The sequence below is a fragment of the Knoellia subterranea KCTC 19937 genome (assembly GCF_000768685.1).
Classification (GTDB): Bacteria; Actinomycetota; Actinomycetes; order Actinomycetales; family Dermatophilaceae; genus Knoellia; species Knoellia subterranea.
The window spans coordinates 222,878-244,881 of the sequence record NZ_AVPK01000003.1 but is presented as its reverse complement, the minus strand read 5'-3'; the positions used below and the strand labels follow the sequence as shown (position 1 = coordinate 244,881).

Annotated in this window: 23 protein-coding genes and 1 pseudogene; 5 read left to right on the top strand and 19 right to left on the bottom strand. The window is 69.5% G+C overall.

The genetic code is table 11. The features are described from left to right. Positions 1-16: 16 nt before the first annotated feature. The 12 genes and pseudogenes from nuoI to N803_RS07210 form a co-directional block, all read right to left on the bottom strand. Positions 17-658, bottom strand: a complete 642-nt coding sequence (nuoI, locus tag N803_RS07260; RefSeq protein WP_052112032.1) for an NADH-quinone oxidoreductase subunit NuoI — start codon at positions 656-658, stop codon at positions 17-19. Next, positions 630-2,075, bottom strand: coding sequence for an NADH-quinone oxidoreductase subunit NuoH (nuoH, locus tag N803_RS07255; RefSeq protein ID WP_084764208.1), 1,446 nt, complete (start codon positions 2,073-2,075; stop codon positions 630-632). The genes nuoI and nuoH overlap by 29 nt, the downstream gene beginning before the upstream one ends. Next, on the bottom strand, positions 2,072-4,564 hold the full coding sequence (locus tag N803_RS07250) for an NADH-quinone oxidoreductase subunit G (protein WP_035903803.1): 2,493 nt from the start codon (positions 4,562-4,564) through the stop codon (positions 2,072-2,074). The genes nuoH and N803_RS07250 overlap by 4 nt, the downstream gene beginning before the upstream one ends. After that, on the bottom strand, positions 4,561-5,874 hold the full coding sequence (gene nuoF / locus N803_RS07245; RefSeq protein ID WP_035903801.1) for an NADH-quinone oxidoreductase subunit NuoF: 1,314 nt from the start codon (positions 5,872-5,874) through the stop codon (positions 4,561-4,563). The genes N803_RS07250 and nuoF overlap by 4 nt, the downstream gene beginning before the upstream one ends. Then, positions 5,871-6,023: a sunset domain-containing protein gene (locus N803_RS19220; RefSeq protein ID WP_483790088.1), complete on the bottom strand. Its 153-nt coding sequence runs from the start codon at positions 6,021-6,023 to the stop codon at positions 5,871-5,873. The genes nuoF and N803_RS19220 overlap by 4 nt, the downstream gene beginning before the upstream one ends. A 375-nt stretch (positions 6,024-6,398) precedes the next feature. Further along, a pseudogene (gene nuoE, locus N803_RS19165) lies at positions 6,399-7,205 on the bottom strand (NADH-quinone oxidoreductase subunit NuoE); the annotation flags it as partial. Then, on the bottom strand, positions 7,205-8,599 hold the full coding sequence (locus tag N803_RS07235; protein WP_035903799.1) for an NADH-quinone oxidoreductase subunit D: 1,395 nt from the start codon (positions 8,597-8,599) through the stop codon (positions 7,205-7,207). The gene N803_RS07235 and the pseudogene nuoE, both read right to left, overlap by 1 nt. Further along, positions 8,599-9,405, bottom strand: coding sequence for an NADH-quinone oxidoreductase subunit C (locus tag N803_RS07230; RefSeq protein WP_035903797.1), 807 nt, complete (start codon positions 9,403-9,405; stop codon positions 8,599-8,601). Before N803_RS07230 ends, N803_RS07235 begins: the two co-directional genes overlap by 1 nt. Next, the gene (locus N803_RS07225; protein ID WP_035903796.1) at positions 9,402-9,998 is read right to left on the bottom strand and encodes a NuoB/complex I 20 kDa subunit family protein; all 597 of its coding nucleotides are present in this window, start codon (positions 9,996-9,998) and stop codon (positions 9,402-9,404) included. The genes N803_RS07230 and N803_RS07225 overlap by 4 nt, the downstream gene beginning before the upstream one ends. 37 nt (positions 9,999-10,035) lie before the next feature. Then, the gene (locus N803_RS07220) at positions 10,036-10,398 is read right to left on the bottom strand and encodes an NADH-quinone oxidoreductase subunit A (RefSeq protein WP_035903998.1); all 363 of its coding nucleotides are present in this window, start codon (positions 10,396-10,398) and stop codon (positions 10,036-10,038) included. After that, on the bottom strand, positions 10,398-11,660 hold the full coding sequence (locus N803_RS07215; protein WP_052112000.1) for an NAD(P)/FAD-dependent oxidoreductase: 1,263 nt from the start codon (positions 11,658-11,660) through the stop codon (positions 10,398-10,400). Before N803_RS07215 ends, N803_RS07220 begins: the two co-directional genes overlap by 1 nt. 171 nt (positions 11,661-11,831) lie before the next feature. Continuing rightward, positions 11,832-12,527 (bottom strand): demethylmenaquinone methyltransferase, encoded by a 696-nt coding sequence (locus N803_RS07210; protein WP_035903795.1) that lies wholly within the window; start codon positions 12,525-12,527, stop codon positions 11,832-11,834. Between the two features lie 63 nt (positions 12,528-12,590). Here N803_RS07210 and N803_RS07205 point away from each other — a divergent pair, with 63 nt between their 5' ends. The 3 genes from N803_RS07205 to N803_RS18860 all read left to right on the top strand — a co-directional run bounded on the left by N803_RS07205 (position 12,591) and on the right by N803_RS18860 (position 14,664). Beyond that, complete coding sequence (locus tag N803_RS07205) at positions 12,591-13,889, top strand: isochorismate synthase (protein ID WP_035903793.1); 1,299 nt, start codon at positions 12,591-12,593, stop codon at positions 13,887-13,889. A gap of 61 nt (positions 13,890-13,950) precedes the next feature. After that, on the top strand, positions 13,951-14,157 hold the full coding sequence (locus N803_RS18865) for a hypothetical protein (protein ID WP_245617066.1): 207 nt from the start codon (positions 13,951-13,953) through the stop codon (positions 14,155-14,157). Positions 14,158-14,205: 48 nt separating this feature from the next. Then, complete coding sequence (locus tag N803_RS18860; RefSeq protein ID WP_245617064.1) at positions 14,206-14,664, top strand: SanA/YdcF family protein; 459 nt, start codon at positions 14,206-14,208, stop codon at positions 14,662-14,664. Here the strand turns inward: N803_RS18860 and N803_RS07195 are convergent. Then, complete coding sequence (locus N803_RS07195; protein ID WP_035903792.1) at positions 14,645-15,010, bottom strand: VOC family protein; 366 nt, start codon at positions 15,008-15,010, stop codon at positions 14,645-14,647. The two genes, N803_RS18860 and N803_RS07195, sit on opposite strands and share 20 nt — an antisense overlap. A gap of 86 nt (positions 15,011-15,096) precedes the next feature. Here N803_RS07195 and N803_RS07190 point away from each other — a divergent pair, with 86 nt between their 5' ends. Both N803_RS07190 and N803_RS07185 read left to right on the top strand, forming a co-directional pair. Further along, entirely contained in the window at positions 15,097-15,366 is a 270-nt protein-coding gene (locus N803_RS07190) for a type II toxin-antitoxin system Phd/YefM family antitoxin (protein ID WP_035903791.1), read from the top strand. Then, complete coding sequence (locus N803_RS07185) at positions 15,359-15,634, top strand: type II toxin-antitoxin system RelE family toxin (protein WP_035903996.1); 276 nt, start codon at positions 15,359-15,361, stop codon at positions 15,632-15,634. The genes N803_RS07190 and N803_RS07185 overlap by 8 nt, the downstream gene beginning before the upstream one ends. A 470-nt stretch (positions 15,635-16,104) precedes the next feature. On the opposite strand, the gene N803_RS07175 is transcribed toward N803_RS07185, so the two are convergent. The 6 genes from N803_RS07175 to N803_RS07150 form a co-directional block, all read right to left on the bottom strand. Further along, complete coding sequence (locus tag N803_RS07175; protein WP_035903789.1) at positions 16,105-17,337, bottom strand: geranylgeranyl reductase family protein; 1,233 nt, start codon at positions 17,335-17,337, stop codon at positions 16,105-16,107. Positions 17,338-17,362: 25 nt separating this feature from the next. Continuing rightward, positions 17,363-19,081, bottom strand: a complete 1,719-nt coding sequence (gene menD / locus N803_RS07170) for a 2-succinyl-5-enolpyruvyl-6-hydroxy-3-cyclohexene-1-carboxylic-acid synthase (protein WP_035903788.1) — start codon at positions 19,079-19,081, stop codon at positions 17,363-17,365. Between the two features lie 11 nt (positions 19,082-19,092). Beyond that, positions 19,093-19,551 (bottom strand): DUF3817 domain-containing protein, encoded by a 459-nt coding sequence (locus N803_RS07165; protein ID WP_035903994.1) that lies wholly within the window; start codon positions 19,549-19,551, stop codon positions 19,093-19,095. Beyond that, positions 19,548-20,738: a PGAP1-like alpha/beta domain-containing protein gene (locus N803_RS07160; RefSeq protein WP_035903785.1), complete on the bottom strand. Its 1,191-nt coding sequence runs from the start codon at positions 20,736-20,738 to the stop codon at positions 19,548-19,550. The genes N803_RS07165 and N803_RS07160 overlap by 4 nt, the downstream gene beginning before the upstream one ends. Further along, the gene (locus N803_RS18515) at positions 20,735-20,977 is read right to left on the bottom strand and encodes a hypothetical protein (protein ID WP_035903783.1); all 243 of its coding nucleotides are present in this window, start codon (positions 20,975-20,977) and stop codon (positions 20,735-20,737) included. The genes N803_RS07160 and N803_RS18515 overlap by 4 nt, the downstream gene beginning before the upstream one ends. A 92-nt stretch (positions 20,978-21,069) precedes the next feature. Next, positions 21,070-21,951 carry a winged helix-turn-helix transcriptional regulator gene (locus N803_RS07150; RefSeq protein WP_035903782.1) on the bottom strand — a complete coding sequence of 294 codons (882 nt, stop codon included), beginning with the start codon at positions 21,949-21,951 and terminating at the stop codon, positions 21,070-21,072. Between the last annotated feature and the right edge of the window lie 53 nt (positions 21,952-22,004).

The following is a 22,004-nucleotide window of genomic DNA, read 5'->3' as shown; positions in this document are numbered from 1 at the left end:
GGCCCAAAGAACGTGGTCACTTGGCCGCCCCCTTCGTCGCGTCGGCGTCAGCCTTGACGTGGTGTGCCTCGACCCATTCCTTCTGGGTCGGGGTCGCCGAGGAGACCTTGCCGAGGTAGTAGTCGCGCTCCTCCATGCCGTGCACCATCGGGTGCGGCGCGGCGACCATGCCGCCCTGGAGCGGCGCGAGGAGCTGCTCCTTGGTGAAGATGAGGTCGGCGCGGTTGTTGTCGGCCAGTTCGTACTCGTTCGTCATCGTCAGCGCGCGCGTCGGGCAGGCCTCGATGCACAGGCCGCAGAAGATGCAGCGCAAGTAGTTGATCTGGTAGACGCGGCCGTACCGCTCGCCGGGCGAGAAGCGCTGGCCGGCTGCATCATCATTGTTCGCGCCCTCGACGAGGATCGCGTCCGCCGGGCAGGCCCAGGCGCACAGTTCGCAGCCCACGCACTTCTCGAGACCGTCGGGGTGACGGTTGAGTTGGTGCCGGCCGTGGAAGCGCTGCGCCGTGGGGCGCTTCACCTCGGGGTACTCGGTCGTGGCGACCTTGCGGAACATCGTCGCGAAGGTCACCCCGAACCCACCCACGGGGGCGAAGAGGTCGGAGAAGAATGACCCCTTCTTCTGGTCGTCAGCCACGAGTGGCCTCCTTGTCAGCATCGGCGTCGGACCCGCGGAGCGGGTCGGCCTCGGGCAGTGCGGGGGCACCGACGCGAGCGGTCTCGCGCAGGCGCTGGCCGGGGAGCGGCGGCACCGGGTGGCCACCGGCATACGGGTCGATCTCCTCCGGCGGGGCCTGGCTGGCGGCGGCTTCCCGCGCAATGGCGCGGTTGTCCCACCACCAGCCGAGGACGAGGGCACCGACCGCGACGAGCGCGACGATGGCCAGCGACGAGACCGGGAAGCGCCGACCCGCGAACTCGAGGGCCGCGTCACCGAACCAGCCGTTCTGCGCGCCGCGGAAGAATGCGACGAGCACGACCCAGGCGAGTGTGGCGGGGATGAGGAACTTCCACCCGAAGCGCATGAACTGGTCGTAGCGCGTGCGGGGCAGCGAGCCGCGCAGCCACACGAAGACGAACATGAACATCCAGAGCTTGATGGTGAACCAGAGCAGGCCCCACCAGCCCTCGTTGAACATGCCGTCGTTGATGGCCGCGATACCGGGAGGCGCCTGCCAGCCACCGAGGAACATCGTCGTCGCGAGCGCGGCGACGGTGAACATGTTGATGTACTCACCGAGGAAGAACATGGCGAAGCGCATCGAGCCGTACTCGGTGTGGAAGCCACCGGTGAGCTCACCCTCGCCCTCGGCGAGGTCGAACGGCAGCCGGTTCGTCTCACCGACCATCGTGATGACGTAGACGAAGAAGCTGAAGAACGCCGGGATGATGTACCAGACATTGCCCTGGGCGCCGACGATCTGCGAGGTCGACATCGAGCCGCTGTAGAGGAAGACGGCGACGAGGGAGAGGCCCATCGCGATCTCGTAGGAGATCATCTGCGCGGAGCTGCGCAGACCACCCATGAGCGGGTAGGGCGAGCCGGAGGACCAGCCCGCGAGGACGACGCCGTAGATGCCGATGCCGGCGATGGCGAGCACGAAGAGCACCGCGATCGAGGAGTCCGCGAGCTGGAGCGGTGTGCGGTGCCCGAACATGCTCACCTCACCGGCGAGCGGGATGATCGCGAAGCCGATGAAGCACATCGTCGCCGTGATGAGCGGCGCGAGCGTGAAGACGAACCGGTCCGCCTTGGCGGGGGTGTTGTCCTCCTTGAGCATCGACTTCATGCCGTCGGCGAGGGTCTGGAGCAGCCCGAACGGGCCGTTGCGGTTGGGGCCCGGACGCTGCTGCATGCGACCGATGACGCGGCGCTCGAACCAGATGACGAGCAGCGTCGACAGCAGCAGGTAGACGAAGATGATGAGCGCCTTCACCAGGGACAGCCACCACGGCGTGTCGGAGAAGTCCGCCTTGGGGTTGTCCTTGCCTTCGGTCGCAAGCGTCTGTATGCCGGCCAGCGCCGTGTCCGCGAACGTCGCCGTCGCGTGTTGCAGGGTCAGGAGGGTGCTCACTCTGATTCCACCTTGTCCACCTTGGTGACGGAGACACGGATTGCCGGTGCGTCGGCGAGGGTTCCGCGCAGGTCGCAGCCTTCGGAGTTCGTCGGCAGCCACACGACGTGGTCAGCCATTTCCGTCACGGTGACGGGGACCGTCACCGTGGCGTCGCCCGCGACCACCGTCACGGTGTCGCCGTCGGTGACCCCGAGCGAGTCAGCCGTGACCGGGGAGACCTTGGCGGTCGGCTTCGGAGCGGTGCCGGCCAGGAAGGGCTCGCCGTCCTGGAGCAGACCCTTGTCGAGCAGGTGGCGCCAGGTCGCGAGGACGAAGTGGCCGTCCTCGGCGCTGGGCACCTCGCCGGCCGACGTCGTCGGGGCCGCGGCGCGGTCACCCGTCGAGGGGCCGATGCGCTCCATCTCGGCGCGCACCTCGGCGGCCGTGCGGCAGCCGAGGAACTCGCCCATCTCGTCGGCGAGCATGTCGAGCACGCGGTGGTCGCTGACGTAGCCGGTCTCGAGGGCCTGCTGGAACGGACGGGTGCGTCCCTCCCAGTTGACGAACGTGCCGGCCTTCTCGGCGTGCGCCGCGACGGGCAGGACGACGTCGGCGATCTGGGTGACGGCGGACTCGCGGAGCTCGAGGGAGACCACGAAGGTCGACTCGAAGGCCTGAGCCGCGTCGGCGCGACCGAAGTCGAGCGGGTCGACGCCACCGACGACGAGGGCGCCGAGCTGGCCGGTGCGTGCGGCCTCGAGGATCGCGGCCGCATCACGGCCCGGGGTGTCGGGCAGACCGACGACGCCCCACACCGAGGCGACGTCGCTGCGGGCAGCGGCGTCGCTCACCGAGCGCCCGCCGGGCAGCAGCGTCGGGAAGGCGCCGGCCTCGAGGGCGCCGCGCTCCCCCGCCCGGCGCGGGATCCAGGCGAGGCGCGCGCCCGTCGTCTCCGCGAGGGCGGCCGCAGCGCTCAGGGCGCCCGGAACCGTGGCGAGACGTTCGCCGACAAGGATGATCGCGCCCTCACCGCGCAGGGCCTCAGCGGCCTCGCGCACGGTGTCGGGCCCTTCGCCGGCGGCACCGCTGGCCGAACCCTTGCCGAGGGCCTCGAGGACCTCCGGCTCGGTGCCGGGAGCGGTCGGGATGAGGCGACCCGAGACCTTGGCGAGGCCGCGCGTCGCAACGGGCGACACGGCATACACGGCGGTCTTGTTCTTGCGCGACGCCTTGCGAAGGCGCAGGAAGATGATCGGGCTCTCGTCCTCGGGCTCGAAGCCTGCAAGGACAACCGTCTTGGCCGACTCGAGATCGGCGTAGGTGACGGCGCCACCCTGTGGCGCGGTCGCGACGACGTGGGACGCGAGGAACGCGGTCTCCTCGGCCGAGTGCGGGCGCGCCCGGAAGTCGATGTCGTTGGTTCCGAGGATCGTGCGAGCGAACTTGCCGTAGGCGTAGGCGTCCTCGGCGCTGACGCGACCACCGACGAGCACACCGGCAGCCGAGGCGGCCCGCAGACCCTCGGCGGCAACCTCGAGGGCTTCGCGCCAGGAGGCAACCCGCAGCTCGCCGTCCTCGCGCACCATGGGCAACTCGAGACGGGTGGGCGTCGAGACGTACTGGAAGGCCCAGCGGTCCTTGTCGCTGATCCACTCCTCGTTGACCTCGGGCTCGTCCGCAGCCATGCGGCGCAGGACGCTGCCGCGGCGGTGGTCGATGCGGATCGCAGCACCGCTGGCGTCGTGCTCGGTGACGCTCGGCGTCGAGACGAGGTCGAACGGGCGGGCACGGAAGCGGTAGGCCGCACCGGTCAGGGCGCCGACCGGGCAGATCTGGACCGTGTTGCCGGAGAAGTAGGACTCGAAGGGCTTCTCCTCGTAGATGCCGACCTGCTGGAGGGCGCCACGCTCGACGAGGGCGATGAAGGGGTCACCGGCGATCTGCTCCGAGAAGCGCGTGCAGCGGGCACACAACACGCACCGCTCGCGGTCGAGGAGGACCTGGCTCGAGATGTTGATCGGCTTCGGGTAGGTCCGCTTGATGTCCTCGAAGCGGGACACCGGGCGACCCGTGCTCATCGCCTGGTTCTGCAGGGGGCACTCGCCACCCTTGTCGCAGACCGGGCAGTCGAGCGGGTGGTTGATGAGGAGCAGCTCCATGACGCCGTGCTGGGCCTTCTCGGCGACCGGCGAGGTGTGCTGCGTCTTGACGTCCATGCCCGGCGAGACCGTCATGGTGCACGACGCCTGCGGCTTCGGCATCGGGCGGAGGGTGCCGTCCGGGCCGGGGGTCGCGACGTCGACGAGGCACTGGCGGCAGGCGCCGACGGGCTCGAGGAGCGGGTGGTCGCAGAAGCGCGGGATCTCGATCCCGGCCTCCTCGGCCGCCCGGATGACAAGGGTGTTCTTGGGGACGGAGACGTCGATGCCGTCGATGGTGAGGTCCACCATCTCGACGGCCGGCTTGTCGCTGTCTGCGCCGGTCTTGGCGTCGGACGTGACGGTCATGCGGTCACCTTGTCCTTGTGGAAGAGCGTCGACTCACGCGGGTCGAACGGGCAGTGGCCTTCGGTCAAGTGCGCGATGTACTCGTCGCGGAAGTACTGGATCGAGCTCGTGATCGGGCTCGTCGCACCGTCGCCCAGCGCGCAGAAGCTGCGGCCGAGGATGTTGTCGCAGATGTCGAGGAGCTTGTCGAGGTCCTCCTCGGACCCCTGACCGTGCTCGAGCCGCCCGAGGATCTGCTTGAGCCACCACGTGCCCTCACGACACGGGGTGCACTTGCCACAGGACTCGTGCTTGTAGAAGTCGGTCCAGCGGTCGACGGCGCGCACGACACAGGTCGTCTCGTCAAAGATCTGCAGGGCGCGGGTGCCGAGCATCGAGCCGGCCGCGGCGACCGACTCGAAGTCGAGGGGGGTGTCGAGGTGCTCGGCCGTGAAGAGCGGCGTCGAGGAGCCACCGGGCGTCCAGAACTTCAGCTGCTTCTCGGGGTCGCGCATGCCGCCGGCCATGTCGAGGAGCTCGCGCAGCGTGATGCCGAGCGGCGCTTCGTACTGGCCGGGGTTCTTGACGTGGCCCGAAAGGCTGAAGATGCCGAAACCCTGGGACTTCTCGGTGCCCATGTCGCTGAACCACTCGGAGCCGTGGAGCAGGATCGGCGGGACGGACGCGATGGACTCGACGTTGTTGACGACGGTCGGGCGCGCGTAGAGACCGGCGACGGCCGGGAACGGCGGCTTGAGGCGCGGCTGGCCGCGACGCCCCTCGAGGCTGTCGAGGAGCGCGGTCTCCTCACCACAGATGTAGGCACCGGCACCGGCGTGGACCGTGACCTCGAGGTCGAAGCCCGAGCCGTGGATGTTCTTGCCGAGGTGTCCGGCCGCGTAGGCCTCCTCGACCGCGCGCAGGAGACGACGGTAGACGTGGACGACCTCGCCACGGAGATAGATGAAGGCGTGGTTGCAGCCGATCGCGAACGACGTGATCGCGACACCCTCGATGAGGAACTGCGGGGCCGCCATCATGAGCGGGATGTCCTTGCACGTGCCCGGCTCGGACTCGTCGGCGTTGACGACGAGGTAGCGGGGGCCGCCATCGGCCGGGGGCAGGAAGCCCCACTTCATGCCGGTCGGGAAGCCGGCGCCGCCACGACCGCGCAGGCCGGAGTCCTTCGTCATCTGGACGAGGTCCTCGGGCTTCATGCCGAGAGCCTTCTTGAAGGCCTGGTAGCCCTCGTTGCGCTCGTACGTCTCGAGCGTCCAGCTCTGCGGGTCGTCCCAGAACTTCGTGAGGATCGGGGTCAGCGTCGTGCTCATGACTCGTCCTTCTTGTTGCGGTCGAGAGCATTGGTGAATCCGGCTGCGGTGGCGGCGTCCTCGTCACGGAACCACACCTCGGCCTTCGTGCGGGCGTACCACGGCGACTCGGGCGTGTGGAAGAGCATCGAGTTGGCGTTGCCCTTGATGTCCCAGCCGTCCGGGCCGATCCCGGTCCCGTCCGCGTCGACGGACCCGTCACCGAAGGAGGAGGTCTTGAAGCCCTCGGGGGCACGACCGCCGGTCTGGGTCGGCGCACCCTGCGAGGCACCCGAGGCGGGCGTGCCCGTCAGGGGCGCGTCGCCCTTGGGCTCGGCCTCGGCGGTCGAGGCGCCGTCATCGAAGAGGGTCGCGGGCTGGGCCTCGTCCGCCTTCTCGTCCTTCTCGTCGGAAGGCTTCTCGTCGGCGGCCTTGTCGCCAGCGGCCTTCTCGTCGGCAGCCTTGTCCCCAGCGGCCTTGTCGCCAGCAGCCTTGTCCCCAGCGGCCTTGTCGTCGGCTTGGGTCGGCGTCGTCTCGGTGGCGGCGGCCGAACCCGGCTTGCTCGCCGACGAGTGCTCGTCGCCCGTCTTGGGGGCGCTGTCCGTGGCGGGAGCGTCGGCCTGCGCCGGGGCGGGCGTCGCAGACGGGGCCTCCCAGCCGTTCTCGTGGGCGACCTCGAGGCCGATCAACGAGGCCGGGCCGGCGCCGACACCCTCGTCGGCAAGGCCGTCGTGGAAGCCGGCGAGGACGCGCGACATCTGCTTGAAGGTGCACAGCGTGTTGGGGCCACGGGTCGGCTTGACCGGGGTGCCCTCGCGCAGGTCGTCGACGAGCTGGTTCGTCGACTCGGGCGTCTGGTTGTCGAAGAACTCCCAGTTCGCCATGACAACGGGCGCGTAGTCGCAGGCGGCGTTGCACTCGATGCGCTCGAGCGTGATCCTGCCGTCGGCGGTCGTCTCGTCGTGGCCGATGCCGAGGTGCTCGGAGACCGACTCCCAGATCTCGTCGCCACCCATGACGGCGCACAGAGTGTTGGTGCAGACGCCGACGGTGTATTCACCGTTGGGGTGGCGCTTGTACTGCGTGTAGAACGTCGCGACGCCCGAGACCTCGGCGCGGGTCAGGTCGAGGACCTCGGCACAGAAGTCGATCCCGCGACCGGTGACGTAGCCGTCGACCGACTGCACGAGGTGCAGCAGGGGCAGCAGGGCCGAACGCTTCTGGGGGTAGCGCGCGATGACCAGCTCGGCGTCCGCGTGAAGACCCTCGAGAACGTCCGCGGCATACGGCTCCTTGGACTCCGCCGACACCGTCAGGTGACCGGCAGCCGTCTGCAATCCGTAGTGCTCCATCAGCGGTCCACGCCTCCCATAACCGGGTCAATACTCGCCACGGCAACGATGACGTCGGCGACCTGGCCGCCTTCGGACAGCGCGGCCACGGCCTGCAGGTTGTTGAAGCTCGGGTCCCGGAAGTGCGCCCGGTAGGGACGCGTGCCGCCGTCGGAGACGAGGTGGCAGCCGAGCTCCCCCTTGGGCGACTCGACCGGCACGTAGGCCTGACCGGCCGGAACGCGGAAGCCCTCGGTGACGAGCTTGAAGTGGTGGATCAGGGACTCCATCGAGGTGCCCATGATCTCGCGGATGTGGTCGAGGCTGTTGCCCTGGCCGTCGCTGCCGACGGAGAGCTGGGCCGGCCACGCGATCTTCTTGTCCTCGACCATGACCGGGCCCTGGACCTTCTTGAGCCGCTCGACGGTCTGCTCGATGATCTTGAGCGATTCGTACATCTCGTCGAGGCGGATCCGGATGCGGTCGTAGGCGTCGGCGCCGGTGCGGGTGATGACCTCGAAGTCGTAGGTCTCGTAGCCGCAGTAGGGCTGGCTCTTGCGCAGGTCGTGCGGAAGGCCGGTCGAGCGCAGCATCGGGCCCGTGACACCCAGTGCCATGCAGCCCGCGAGGTCGAGGTAGCCGACGTTCTTGGTGCGACCCTTGAGGATCGGGTTCTCGTTGAGCAGCAACTCGAGCTCGTGCAGACCCTTGCGCAGGTCGCCGACGGTCTCGCTGATCTGGTCGAGGCAGCCGTGCGGCAGGTCCTGCGCCACACCACCGGGACGGATGTACGCGTTGTTCATGCGCAGGCCGGTGACGGCCTCGAAGATGCGCAGGATGCGCTCGCGCTCGCGGAACCCGACGGTCATGACGGTCGTCGCGCCCAGCTCCATGCCGCCGGTGCCGAGGCACACGAGGTGGGAGTTGATGCGGGTCAGCTCCATCATGAGGACGCGGATGATGTTGGCGCGCTCCGGGATCTGGTCCTCGATGCCGAGCAGCCGTTCGATGCCGAGGCAGTAGGTCACCTCCTGGAACATCGGCGTCAGGTAGTCCATGCGGGTGCAGAACGTGACGCCCTGGACCCAGCTGCGGAACTCCATGTTCTTCTCGATGCCGGTGTGCAGGTAGCCGATGCCCGCGCGGGCCTCGGTCACCGTCTCGCCGTCGAGTTCGAGGATGAGGCGGAGCACGCCGTGCGTCGACGGGTGCTGCGGACCCATGTTGACGACGATGCGCTCCTCGTGGAGTGCGGTCGCTTCGTCGACCAGGTCGCCCCAGTCGCCGCCGGAGGCGTTGAAGACGCGGGCGCCGTCCTCGCGGTCGGCATCCGTCGTGGCGTAGGGGTCGCCGCCGACGCCGGGCTCGGGGGTCAGGCCCGGGCTGTCCTCGTAGATGGTGTCGTTGCTGGCCATCAGTTGTACGACCTCCGCTCGTCGGGCGGGGGTACGACGCCGCCCTTGTACTCCACCGGGATGCCACCCAGCGGATAGTCCTTGCGCTGGGGGTGGCCCGGCCAGTCGTCGGGCATGAGGATCCGGGTCAGCGCCGGGTGGCCCTCGAAGATGATTCCGAACATGTCCCACGTCTCGCGCTCGTGCCAGTCCGCGGAGGGGTAGATCGAGACGATCGACGGGATCGTCGCGTCACCGTCCGGCGCCGAGACCTCGAGGCGCACGCGACGGTTGTGGGTGATCGAGAGCAGGTGGTAGACCGCGTGCAGTTCACGCCCGGTCTCATTCGGGAAGTGCACGCCGGAGACACCGGTGCAGATCTCGAAGCGCAGCGCCGGGTCGTCGCGCAGAGCGCGGGCCACGGTCGGCAGCGCCTCGCGGGCCACGTGCAGCGTCAGCTCGCCGCGGTCGACGACAACGCGTTCAACAGCATTTCCGTATGCCGTGTCGCCGGCTTCACCAAGAGCCGTCTCGAGGGTGCCCGTCAGCTCGTCGAAGTAACTGCCGTAGGGCTTCTCGGAGGCGCCGGGGAAGAGGATCGGGGTGCGCAGGCCGCCATATCCGGTGGTGTCGCCGCCCTTGGTCGGGCCGAACATGCCGCGGCGCTCGCCGATCTGGACGGGAGCGGTGTCACCGGTCGCGCGTGCCTCGGTGAGGTCGAGGTCGGTGGCGTGCAGGTCGTCGGAGTCGACCGTGGGCTCGGGCGCGGTGGCCGTGGGCTCCCCGGGCTTCTCGGCCGGCGTGTCGGCCTTCTTCTCGTCACTCATGCAAGGAGGTTCTTCCCGGGCGTGGCGGTGAGGGCGCCGTGGTCGTGGGTGGGCGGCATGAGCGACGTCGGGACCGCGCGCAGGGCGGCCTCCTCGGCCGCGCGGGCCGCGGCGACCCGGTTGACACCGAGCTTGGAGTTCTGGATCTGGTCGTGCAGCTCGATGATCGCGTTGAGCAGCATCTCCGGCCGCGGCGGGCAGCCCGGCAGATAGATGTCGACCGGGATGATGTGGTCGACGCCCTGGACGATCGCGTAGTTGTTGAACATGCCGCCCGAGCTGGCGCAGACGCCCATGGAGATGACCCACTTGGGGTTGGGCATCTGGTCATAGACCTGACGAACGACCGGCGCCATCTTGTTGGACACGCGTCCGGCCACGATCATCAGGTCGGCCTGGCGCGGGGTCGCCGAGAAGCGCTCCATGCCGAAGCGGGCGATGTCGTAGTCCGGCGTGCCAACGGCCATCATCTCGATGGCACAGCAGGCGAGGCCGAACGTCGCGGGCCAGATCGAGGCCTTGCGCATGTAGCCGACGACGCTTTCGAGGGTCGTCAGCACGAAGCCTGCGGGCAGCTTCTCTTCGAGTCCCATTACTTACCTGTGCTTTCTGTTGCGCTCGTGCCGCTCATCAGTCCCACTCCAGTCCGCCGCGCTTCCACACGTACGCGTAGGCGACGAAGACGGTGAGGATGAACAGGACCATCTCGACGAGCGCGAAGAGTCCGAGCTGGTCGAAGGCGACGGCGAAGGGGTAGAGGAACACCGACTCGATGTCGAAGATGATGAAGAGCATCGCCGTGAGGAAGTACTTGATCGGCACGCGTCCACCGCCCTCGGCGCGCGGCGAGGGCTGGATGCCGCACTCGTAGGGCTCGGACTTCGCGCGGTTGTAGCGCTTGGGTCCCACGACGAGACTCGTGAAGACAGAGAGCGCGGCGAAGCCGAAGCCGAGCGCCAGGAGGAAGAGGATCGGGACGTAGGGGTTGCTCATCACTGATCAACTCCCCTTTCGGTGCCAGAGTATGCGGCGGCGCGGGTCACGCGCCCCATCGTAGAGGTCGTGACGCAGGTCTCAACTTCGGTGTGGTTCGGCGTGGTGAGACGCGCGAGTGCGAACTTCATCAGGCCCTCCCGCGGAAGGCCCCACGTCGTGGCCAGATGCGTCGCCCACGGGCGATCGATGAGCTTTGCTCCCACCCGTCCGAGGGCTCTGCGGCGGCCGAACGCGCGACCGACCAGAGCCGTGTATGCCGCGAGCTCGCCTTCGCGTTCAGCGGCGCCTTCGTGGGCGAGGGCTCGGTGGACGACGTGCGCAGCGAGTCGACCGGACGCGAGTGCCGCCGCGAATCCCTCGCCGGTGAAGGCGTCGGCGACACGTCCTGTGTCACCGATGCGCAGCAGACCGTTCTCGTGCACGGGGCGGGTGGCCCGACCGGTGCCGAGCCGGGCGCCGGCCATCGGGCCGGTCATGGTCGCCGCCGACAGGTGCCAGTTGACCGGCAACGCGGTCAACCACTGCCGCAGGACCATCGCGCAGGCCTCGGGCGTCGCGCGGGTGTCGTCCGCGAGGGCCCCGACGCCAACGGTGACCCGGCCCTGTCCGTCGCCGACGATCCAGCCGTGTCCGGGGAGGCGCTTGCCCTCCGAATCGGTGAGTTCGAGCCAGGTCTCGAGGTGGTCGTCGGTGTGGCGCGGGCTCTCGAACTCGGCGGTGACGGCGACCCCGGACGCGGACTCCCCGGCCGACTGACCGAGGCCCGGCACACCCGATGCGTCGATGACGACGGTGGCCTCCACCGTCAGCCCGTCGGCGGTGACGCCGGTGATGCGCCCGGCGTCGTCGGTCGTCAAGCCGGACACCTCGACACCGCGACGGAACTGCGCACCGCGCGACACGGCATACCCGCACAGGCTGGATTCGAGAGCGGCACGGGACCGGACGAATCCGTGGCGGGGGCGGCCATCGACGTCCGACCACGGCAGGGCGAGGCGCATGCCGCCGCCGACGAAGCGGACGCCGCTCGTGCGGTGCCAGTCGTCGGTGTCGGATTCGGTGAGGCCCAGGGCTTCGAGTTCGGCCACGGCCCGGGGCGACACGACCTCGGCACCGACTCGGGCGGTGTCGACGGTGTCGGGCGTGCGCTCGAGGACGAGGACGTCGTGACCGGCTGCGCCGAGGTACGCCGCAGCAGCGGAACCGGCCGGGCCGGCTCCGATGACAACGACGTCTGCGCGCACGCTGGCGAGGGTCACGGACACACCTTGCTTGTGAAAGTCTTCACGAACAGCGACCTACTCTATGCAGCCGTTTTCGCCACCTTCACTAAGGCGAACCTAACCCTCCCCGCGCCCCTTTATCGGGTCACCCCACAAAGGTCCGCTCCGCCCGGGTTCGCACTCAGGGTCGAGCGGCCCAAAGTCGGGTCAAGCTGGCTTGACTCCGCGGTGCAGCGCCACGATCCCGCCGCTGAGGTTCCGCCAGGCCACCTCGCCCCACCCTGCGTCGGCCACCCGCTGCGCCAGCGCGCGCTGGTCCGGCCAGGCCTGGATCGACTCGGCGAGGTACACGTACGACTCCGGGTTGGAGCTCACCTTGCGGGCGACGCGGGGCAGCGCCTCCATGAGGTACTCGCTGTAGACCTTGCGGAACGCCTTGTTGACCGGCTGGCTGAACTCGCACACGACGAGCCGCCCACCCGGCTTCGTGACGCGGGCGAACTCGCGCAGGGCCAGGTCGATGTCCGCGACGTTGCGCAGCCCGAACGACATCGTCACCGCGTCGAAGCTGGCATCCGCGAACGGCAGCCGCATCGCGTCGGCAGCGGTGAATCCGAGGTCGTCGCGACGCTTCTTGCCGACCCGGAGCATGCCGAGCGAGAAGTCGGCGGGGACCACGTGCACGCCGTTGTCGGCGAACGGCTCACTCGACGTACCCGTGCCGGCGGCGATGTCGAGGACCTGCTCTCCCGGCTTGGCGTCGACGGCCTTGAGGACGGCGCGCCTCCACAGGCGGTCCTGGCCGAGGGAGAGGACGTCGTTGGTGACGTCGTACCTCTCGGCGACGTCGTCGAACATCGCGGCGACGTCGCGGGGGTCCTTGTCGAGGGAGGCGCGGCTCATGTCGTCATCCTCTCACCGCACCCATTCAGCGACGTGCGCCCCTCGGGGTTACGCTCACCGGTGATGACGTCCCTGCCCACGTCCGATCAGGACTCCGCGCCTCTCGCGCCGCTCGTCACCCGTACCGTCTCCCTCTCCCCCGAGGACGGCGCGGCCCTGCTGGCACTGCTGCCGGCGACGAGCCCGCGCGACACCACGTCATGGGTGCGCCGCGGAGAGGGCCTCGTCGGTTGGGGCCGCGCCGCCTCCGTGACAGCGCACGGCGCCGATCGCTTCGCCGCGCTCGAGGCGTGGTGGCGTTCCGTGTCCTCCTCGGCCGTGGTGCGCGACGAGGTCGACCTCCCCGGCACCGGGCCGGTCGCCTTCGGATCGATCTCGTATGCCGCTGAGTCGCCTGTCGGTGCCACTCTCGTCGTGCCGTCGGTCGTCATCGGTCGTCGCGGCGACCAGTGGTGGGTGACGACGACGTCCACGGACGCGTTGCCGCCGTCGGTGCTGCCGGCCGCGGTCGACGACGTGACTGCACCCGGTGAGGTGGCGTTCGCCGACGGGTCGCTGTCGCCGACCGAGTGGGCCGGCGCCGTCGCCGAAGCCGTGACCCGCATCCAGAACGACGAACTCGACAAGGTCGTCCTTGCCCGCGACCTCGACGTGCGCACGAGTGAGCCGATCGACGTGCGCTGGTTGCTGTCGCGGCTGGCCGAGAACTACGAATCGACGTGGGTCTTCGCCGTCGACGGCCTCGTCGGCGCGACGCCCGAGATGCTCGTCCGCCGCGAGAAAGGGCTCGTGACGTCGCGCGTCCTCGCGGGCACGATCCGCCGGACCGGTGACGACGAACACGACCTGGCGTTGGCTGCCTCCTTGGCGCGGTCGTCGAAGGACCTCGAGGAGCACGAGTACGCCGTGCGCTCGGTCGCCGACGCCCTTGCCCCGCACTGCTCCTCGATGAACGTGCCCGAGTCGCCGTTCGTGCTCCACCTCTCCAACGTCATGCACCTCGCGACCGACGTGGCCGGCGTCCTCACCGACGACACGACCTCGCTCGCCCTCGCCGCGTCGCTGCACCCGAGCGCTGCCGTGTGCGGCACACCCACCCCCGTGGCCAACGAACTGATCTCCGAACTCGAGCACATGGACCGCGGGCGCTACGCCGGGCCGGTCGGCTGGATGGACGCGCGCGGCGACGGCGAATGGGGCATCGCCCTGCGCTGCGGCGCCGTCCACCACGACGACGACCACCGCATGTCGCTCTACGCCGGCTGCGGCATCGTCGCCGGCTCCGAGCCCGAGTCCGAGGTGGCCGAGTCGGACGCCAAGCTCATCCCCATGCGCGACGCACTCACCTCCCCGCGCCCCTGACTCACCCAATTCCCGGGTTAGGGACATGACACGCCGGTATGCCGGCCCGCACACTGAGTGCGTGAAGAGACTGTGGGGGCGCCGCTGGGTCCGTCTGGTGTCGGTACCTGTCGTCCTCGGCCTGCTCGCGGTGTTGTTGCCGTGGGCGTGGATTCTCATCGCGTCGGTCGGACGTGTCCATGACGCGTCGGACGTGGCCGACGCGCCGGAAGCGCCGGTCGCGCTGGTCCTGGGTGCCGGCCTCCAGGGTGGCCAGCCCAGCCCTTAGCTCGCGGCACGCCTTGACGCAGCCAAGGCGCTGTACGACGCCGGCACGGTGAAGGTCCTGCTCGTCTCGGGCGACAACCGGACACACGCGTACGACGAGCCGACGGCGATGCGTGACTACCTCGTGGAGCACGGAGTCCCGACCGAGGCGATCGTCCTCGACTTCGCCGGGCGTGACACCTACGACTCGTGCCAGCGAGCCCACCGGATCTTCGGCGTCGACGAGGTCACCGTCATCTCGCAGAAGTACCACGTCGGGCGCGCCGTCGCTCTGTGTCGTGCCGCGGGCATGACGACCACCGGGGTGGGAGACACCCTGATGCGAGGCGATACCCGCGCGACTGGTGGATCGGTTGGACCCGCGAGAAGCTCGCCAACATCAAGGCCGTCGGCGATGTCGTCACTGGCCGCGATCCGGTCCTCGGCCAGCAGGAGACCGGAGTGCGCGACGCTCTGGCCCCCGCCTCCTGATCGACCACGGGCTGGAATTACCCACGCCGGTTGGTGAAGCGTCGGTAGTAGCCGTCGGGGTCGTGCACTCGGAAGTCACGCAGACCCCAAGGCCGGTCGACAAGATCCTCCGCCGGGTCGACGCCCCTGGCCACGACCGCATTCCACGTCGCGTCCACGTCGTCGACGTCGATGACGATCTCGGTTCCCGAAGGCACGGCTCGGGCAGCCGGGTTGACGGGCTGCGCACGGCAGAGACCGATGCTCACGGCACCGAGCCGCGCCACGGCATACGCAACCGGCTCGTCACCGAGCCCGGAGATTGCGAAGCCCAACGAGGCGCAGAACGCCGCCGACCTCTCGACATCGGAGGGGAACAGCTCAATCCGCAGCGTCTCGTTCATGCAGAACACCCTGCAACCTCAGGTGCACAGAAGGTCAAGTATCGGCACACTTGCGGCCACCCGAACAAAGCGCCACAATTGTGTGCATGAGCATCGAACCTCTCCGCGACGTCCGGAACCACTTCAGCGACGTCATCGACAGGGTCGAGAACGAGCATGAGCGAGTGATCGTGACCAGGAATGGCCGAGCGGCCGCCATCATCCTCAGCGTCGACGATCTGAGTGAGCTTGAGGAGACGCTCGCGGCGCTCAGTGACCCGGAGGCACTTGCGGACATCCGGGAGGCCGACCAGGCCTACGCGTCCGGCGATGTCGTTCGAGGCGCCGACGCGGTCCGGGCTCTGCGACGTGGCTGAAGCGCCATACGAACTCATCCTCACTCCACCCGCGGTCCGCGCACTCCAGACAGCCCTGCCCGAGGCGGTGGCTGCCGCCGTCATCGAGTTCATGACGGAGGGCCTCACGGACAATCCTCGCCGGGTCGGCAAGCCGCTCAGGGGCGAACTCCAAGGCATCCACTCGGCACGTCGTGGCACCTATCGGGTGCCGTATCGGATCAACGACGAAGCCGGCGAAGTGGTGGTGCTCCGGATAGAGCACCGCCGGGACGCCTACCGCTCCTGATCAGGGCCACCGACGGCGGGCACGGCTGGCGGTCCGTCCCCTACGCCCTGGCCGCGTCGACCGAAGTCCCGCCGAAGGTAGCGGGCGTTGGCGTCAACGAATCCGTAACAGTCAGACCAGAGGAAGCTCTCGAAGGCGAGGACCTCGAGTTCCCACACACACCCGACCGCCTGCACGATGAGGGCCCAAGTCGGCGGGACGATCCAGCGGCGAGGTCCAGTAGGACTGGATGAGGTCAACCCCGTCCCACACGTGAGCCAGTGCGAAGTGCGCGGGCCGGGCACGGTGCAGCAGGAGATAGCCGACACCGCTGCCGGGAGTCGACGCAGCGAACTTCGCCGTGAGTGTGCGCGCGGCACGGTCCAGCGCCTCTGGGCATTCTGTGCCAGCGACGCTCATGGCGTACACCTTCATCTCGCACGGCCCGAGTTGTGCAACCCCCCGCCACTCCACCGGTCGAGATTCCATGGTCAGCTGAAGGGCGGGCGGGCGTCGATCGCGATGGAGCGACGACCGGCCCAGCGCCACACGCGGGCGGCGCGGTCGCGGTCCTCGTCTGTGACGAAGTTGCCCATCCAGCGCAGAGCCAATGTCATGGCGAAGTCCGAACGCATGCCGATCGGCCCCAGCGCGGGCAGCACCCGCGGCACGGTCGCGATGCCGGCGAGGCGGCGGGCGATCGAGAACGCCTCGCCGTAGTGCTCCTTGAGCAGTGCGGGCCACGTGACCGACAGGTCGGTGTCGAGCTGTTCGACGACGAGGCGCCCGGTCTCGAGGCCGTAGTCGATGCCTTCGCCGTTGAGCGGGTTGATGCATGCCGCGGCGTCCCCGATGAGCGCCCAGTTCCGACCAGCCACACCGCTCACCGCGCCACCCATGGGCAGCAGCGCACTCGTCGCCATGCGCGCCTCACCACGCAGGCCGAACTGCTCGCGGCACTCTTCGACGTAGCGCGCCATGAGCGGCTTGACGGCCACCTCGGCGGGACGCTTCGTCGTGGCGAGAGTCCCTGCGCCGACATTCACCTGACCGCCGCCGAGCGGGAAGATCCAGCCGTAGCCCGAGAGGATCTCGCCCTCCTCACCGCGCAGCTCGAGGTGCGAGCTGATCCAGGGATCATCCGAGCGGTCGGAGTCGACATAGCAACGACCCGCCACCGCATAGACCGTGTCCTTGTGCCACTCGCGGCCGAGCACCTTGCCGAGGCCCGAGCGCACACCGTCGGCGACGACGAGCCGCTCGCACTCGATCTCGAAGGTCTCACCGTCGCGCTGGAACGTCACCCCGCGGACACGCCCACCCTCGACGCGCGCGTCCACGGCCTTGGCGCCCTCCACGCCGACCGCACCGAACTTCAGCGCGGTCGTGCGGAGATGGTCGTCGAGCTCGGTCCGCGCCACGGCCGAACCCCAGCTCGGCAGCGAGCCACCGGGCCACGGCAGCTCGAGCGTCTGGCCGAAGCCGTGCGCGCGCAGACCGTTGTTGACGGTGTGGCCGCGCACCCACTCCTCGAGGCCGAGGTGCTGCAGCTCGGCGATGGCTCGGGGAGTCAGTCCGTCACCGCAGGTCTTGTCCCGAGGGAAGACTGCCGCGTCGGCGAGGACGACCTCACGCCCGGCACGCGCCGCCCACGCAGCCGCAGCAGAACCGGCGGGGCCGGCTCCGACGACGAGGACATCGGTGCGCGCGGGGGTCTGGGTCACCCCGCCATTCTCGCAAGCCGCGTCGTCAGCCCGAAATCGCCAGGGCTTCCCGCGCGAGATCGCGCAGCCCCTCGTGCGCGGCGCGGTGCGACTCGGGGTCGAGCGGCACCTCGACGACGGTGATCCCCTCGGGCCGCGCGGACAGCGCGTCGGCTGCCGCTTCGCGCGAGTCCGCGACGAGATGGCGTATGCCGTGTGCTCGGCACAGTGCCCCGATGTCAGTTCCCGTCGGGGTGCCGAAAATACGGGTGAAGTCGTCGGCCCGCTCGGGGGCGCCGTGCTCGAGGGTGCGGAAGATCCCGCCCCCACCGTCGTTGCCGACGAGGATCGTCAGGTCGGGTCGCGGCTCGTCAGGACCGATGGCGAGAGCGTTGGAATCGTGCAGGAAGGTGAGGTCGCCGACCCACGCGTAGCTCGGTGCATCCGTCGTCAGGGCGAGCCCGATCGCCGTCGAGAGGCAACCGTCGATGCCGGCGAGTCCGCGATTGGCGACGACGGAGATGGCTGACTCGCGGCTCATACCGAGGTCAAGGTCCCGCACCGGGTTGGAGGACCCGACGAAGAGCTGAGCGCCTTCGGGTAGTGACTCCCCGACAACAGAGGCCACGGCGAGGCCCGTCCCCCAGGGAGCACTCTGCCCCCGAACAGCCTGTGCCACAACCGATCCGGCGCCGACCCAACCTTGCAACCACTGTCGGTCTGGCGCGTCTGGGGATTCGCCGGCGAAGGTCATCAGGGGATGCACTTCATGGACGACGTGGCCGGGATCGGGCCACTGCGGCGCCCCCGTGAACACCTCGACGCGCAGGCCCTTCGTGCGCAGCAATGCGGCCACGGCGCGCGACAGGGTGATGCGGCCGACGACGAGGACACGCTCCGGAACGTGGGCAGCGAGCCAGTCACCCGCGGTGAGGAGGAGTGGCCCGTGCGGCACGACGGCCGTCCGGTCATGCACGCCGAAGGGTTCTGCGACGACGGGATAGCCGCGGGACACGGCCCACTCCACGACCTGCGCCGAGGAGACGGGCGACCGTGAGAGGTCGCCGAGGACGACGAGCGTCCGCGGGACGTGCGCGACACCACCAGTGCTGGATTCGCCGAACCAGCCACCCAAGGGGCTGCGAACCCAGGGCTCTCCGTCGGCACGCCCGGCATGGACGTCCGAGGCATCGCCCAGGTCCGGGGTCAGGGGGTCGCGGAACGAGACATTGAGGTGGACCGGGCCAGCATCCGGGCCGGGGCGGCCATCCGCGGCTGTTCCTCGGGCTGCCACGAGGGCCCTGCAGACCGTCGAGCGGTGAAAGGCGCCGACGGACTCGACGAGTTCGGGCGCGGGCAGGTCCGCCGACCACCGCACGGCCCCGCCGAACATCCCGGGCTGCACCGTCGTCTGGTTCGCCCCCGTCCCCCGTAACTCAGCCGGGCGGTCCGCCGACAGCACGACGAGCGGTACACCCGTGTGATGTGCCTCGAGCACCGCCGGGTGCAGGTTCGCAACGGCGGTCCCGGAGGTCGTGATGACGGGAACCGGTGTGCGAGAACCCTTTGCGAGTCCCAGCGCCAGGAATCCTGCGGTGCGCTCGTCCACCCGGACGTGCAGTCGGAGGCGACCTTCGCGCTCGGCCTGCTGGACGGCATACGCCAAGGGCGCGGAGCGCGAACCGGGCGCGAGGACGACTTCGCGCACGCCACCGCGGATCAGCTCGTCGACGAGGACGGTGGCGAGCGCGGTGGATGGACGCATCGAGGTGCCCGTCAGCTGCCCGAGGCCGGGGGTCCGACGAAGAGGGCGATGCCGGTCAGCCCGGCCACAGCGACGACCCCCATGACTGCCGCGAGCGCCGGGTTGCGGGTGAGCCAGGCGAGGACGCGCTCGGGCAGCGACGCCGGCGCGTCACCGCCGGCCGCGAAACGCCACGGCCCTTCGAGGTGGCCGGCGGCCTCCGCGCTGCGGTCGAAGAGGATCGTCGCGAAGGGCGGGATCGCGCTGACGAGAGCCATGAGACCGGTGCGCAGCGACCACTTCTGGTTGATCCATGTCGCGATCGCGATGAGTCCGTAGGCGATGAAGACGACCCCGTGCAGCATTCCGAAGATGCGGACGCCGAGTTCGGTGGTCTCGGTGACGTACTTGAGGAACATGCCGATGAGCAGCAGGGCCCAGGTGATGGCCTCGGCGACAGCGATGCGGCGGAACAGGAGCTTGGGGGTCACGAGGCGCGATTCTGCCACCGGCGCCTGGAGCGGTACTCATGCACCACCGGCGTGGAGCCGGCCGCAGGGGCGAGCGCCGGCACAAGTCCAGCACGCCACTGGCGCAATGACACGTCGTCCGAACGGTCCACCTTCTGCGCCGTGGCGCGGTAGGCCGTGAGCGTGTGGGCCCCCAGCGTCAGGTGTCCGGGGAGGTCGATCGGAGCTGCTGCTTCGACGGTCGTCCAGTGGGCCCTGTCGGGAGGTGGACTGACGTCGAGCGCATGCACCGGGTCCGTGCGGTGTTGGAGGGAGAGGACCTCAGTCCGGTCCGGGATGGGGAAGTCGTCGATCGGCGAACCGGCGGTGAGGACGTGGCTGACGTGGTGTCGCCGGGTGAACTCGGGGTCCGAGGCGAGCGATGCGGCGATGATGCCGCCCTGACTGTGACCCGACAGCACGACGCGGTCGTGCGGCCCTTCGCGACCGGCCTGCGCAAGCTCGAGGGCTCGATCGACAGCGACCTTTGACGCACTGACCTCACCGAGCATGAGGGTGACGTTCGCGGGCCAGTCCATGGGCACCTCGCCGCCTTCGGTCCACCCGCCGTGCGTGCCGGGGATCTGCACGACCCAGGTGGTCGATCCGTCGGCAGTCAGCACCTCCGTCACGCGGACGCCGCCTTCGCTTCCCGCCTTGCCCAGCGACTGGATCCCAGCCAGCAGGCCGTCGGTCGAGGTGGGGCGAGGAAGGCAGTCGGGCGGCAGCGAGGTAGACACACTCACGTCCCACACCTCCCCCTCGTCGAGCAGGCCGAAGGGTCCTGTCGCCGCCGTGATGAGCGCCGCGATCGCCATGGCCTGGTCGTGGAGCCCAGCCGCCATCCCTCGCGCGGTCTCCTCGGTTGCCGCATATCCGGCCGCTGCCCGATCGGTAGCGCTGGCAAGGTCGCGCAGTTGGGCAACCTCGACCCCTGCCCCTCGTCGGGTTTCGTCGTTCTCTCGGATCACTCGAGCGAGGAGGCTCGCGAGCGCACCGGTGATCTGCGGGAGCCCCCACGGCATGGGCCCCAACGAGTTCGGCACCGACGACTCCACAGTCGCGGCGGTGCTGCGCATGCCTCTGGCGGCTCGGCGCAGGTCATCGACCGCGACCTCGATCCCGCCTCTGCCGCCGATGACGTGGAGGCCATCGGCCTCACCACTCATGCGGCACGCGCGGATTCGGTCGCGACCCGGTCGAGCAGGTCGGCCACCGCGTCCTCGCGGGCGGCGAGCTCCCGCAACTCCCGAACGCGCACCGCGATGTTGCGCCGGAACGCGTCCGCCGTGGGCGCACGCCAAGTCAGCTCGGCCAGCCTCACCAGGCTGGCCACCTCGCGCCTCGTCGTCTCGGCCGCGAGTCGCCATCGCGCCGCTCGCGCTCTCAGATCCCCTGCCGTCGTCATACGAACATCCCACTGCGACAGCGCAATTCGCCGCAATCACCAAGCGCACTTCTGTGGACGAACAGCCGTTGGGACCCGCCCTGTGGACAACCTCAGGCAGCCTCGACAAGGTCGTCGACGACGCGCAGCATCTCTTCTGCCGAAGCCGCGGGGTCGGCCACAGGCGCCTGCACCGACCGCACGACACCGTCGGGGTCGAGCAGCAACGTCGCCCGCTTGAGCCGGTCCACCCCGCCCGACCGGAACGTCGGCAGCCGCAGCGAACCGGCCAAACGGAGGTCCTCGTCGGACAGCAACCGATAGGGCAGCTCGGCAAACTCCGCGAACGCCGCCTGCTGGTCAGGCCGCTGTGTACTCACCCCGTGCACGACGACACCGCGAGCCGCAAACTCACCCAGCAACCCGGCATACGCCCTCGCCTCGACGGTGCACCCAGCGGCACCGGGGATGTCCCCCCAACCGGGCGGATAGCCCTGTGCCGCAGGCGCCCAGGCACCCGGCATGCAGAAGAGAACGGTCCACTGCCCCGATGGAAACGACGTCGGTATGCCGTCGTGCCCGGTCAGCGTGATCGCTGGCACCGGGTGCCCCACGAGGTCACCGACGCGGTGCGCCTCGGCCGAGCCGAGCCCGATGCCGGCGCTCACCGATCCGTCACCGAGGACGTGCCGGGCACCCCAGTCCTGGAGGGCCACGAGGACGGGGAGCAGCGCCTCGCCCTTGGTCGTGAGGACGTAGTCGTGGCGAGGCGGCCGCTCGGAGTAGGCACGCCTGTCGAGGACGCCGTCGGCGACGAGGCCGGCGAGGCGTTCGGTGAGGGCGCGGCGGCTGATGCCGAGGCCGCGCTGGAGGGCATCGAAGCGAGTCGCACCCCCGGCGATGTCGCGGACGATGAGGAACGTCCACCAGTCGCCGAGCACGCCGAGTGACTGGGCGATCCCGCAGTCCTCGTCGGCCAGGTCCTCTCGGCGCATGACGTGAGTATAGTGCGTTCCAGATTGGAACTCACTACAGCGAGAGGATTGGC

What these genes read in the sequence shown, in the direction of transcription:
- N803_RS07195 (WP_035903792.1), bottom strand. Translation starts at nt 15,010, where the DNA reads ATGAACGAGACGCTGCGGATTGAGCTGTTCCCCTCCGATGTCGAGAGG.
- N803_RS07160 (WP_035903785.1), bottom strand. Translation starts at nt 20,738, where the DNA reads ATGAGTGGTGAGGCCGATGGCCTCCACGTCATCGGCGGCAGAGGCGGG.
- N803_RS07230 (WP_035903797.1), bottom strand. Translation starts at nt 9,405, where the DNA reads ATGAGTGACGAGAAGAAGGCCGACACGCCGGCCGAGAAGCCCGGGGAG.
- menD (WP_035903788.1), bottom strand. Translation starts at nt 19,081, where the DNA reads ATGCGTCCATCCACCGCGCTCGCCACCGTCCTCGTCGACGAGCTGATC.
- N803_RS07205 (WP_035903793.1), top strand. Translation starts at nt 12,591, where the DNA reads ATGACGTCCCTGCCCACGTCCGATCAGGACTCCGCGCCTCTCGCGCCG.
- N803_RS07220 (WP_035903998.1), bottom strand. Translation starts at nt 10,398, where the DNA reads ATGAGCAACCCCTACGTCCCGATCCTCTTCCTCCTGGCGCTCGGCTTC.
- nuoF (WP_035903801.1), bottom strand. Translation starts at nt 5,874, where the DNA reads ATGAGCACGACGCTGACCCCGATCCTCACGAAGTTCTGGGACGACCCG.
- N803_RS07250 (WP_035903803.1), bottom strand. Translation starts at nt 4,564, where the DNA reads ATGACCGTCACGTCCGACGCCAAGACCGGCGCAGACAGCGACAAGCCG.
- N803_RS07225 (WP_035903796.1), bottom strand. Translation starts at nt 9,998, where the DNA reads ATGGGACTCGAAGAGAAGCTGCCCGCAGGCTTCGTGCTGACGACCCTC.
- N803_RS07150 (WP_035903782.1), bottom strand. Translation starts at nt 21,951, where the DNA reads ATGCGCCGAGAGGACCTGGCCGACGAGGACTGCGGGATCGCCCAGTCA.
- N803_RS07235 (WP_035903799.1), bottom strand. Translation starts at nt 8,599, where the DNA reads ATGGCCAGCAACGACACCATCTACGAGGACAGCCCGGGCCTGACCCCC.
- N803_RS07210 (WP_035903795.1), bottom strand. Translation starts at nt 12,527, where the DNA reads ATGAGCCGCGCCTCCCTCGACAAGGACCCCCGCGACGTCGCCGCGATG.
- N803_RS18515 (WP_035903783.1), bottom strand. Translation starts at nt 20,977, where the DNA reads ATGACGACGGCAGGGGATCTGAGAGCGCGAGCGGCGCGATGGCGACTC.
- N803_RS07190 (WP_035903791.1), top strand. Translation starts at nt 15,097, where the DNA reads ATGAGCATCGAACCTCTCCGCGACGTCCGGAACCACTTCAGCGACGTC.
- nuoI (WP_052112032.1), bottom strand. Translation starts at nt 658, where the DNA reads ATGCTGACAAGGAGGCCACTCGTGGCTGACGACCAGAAGAAGGGGTCA.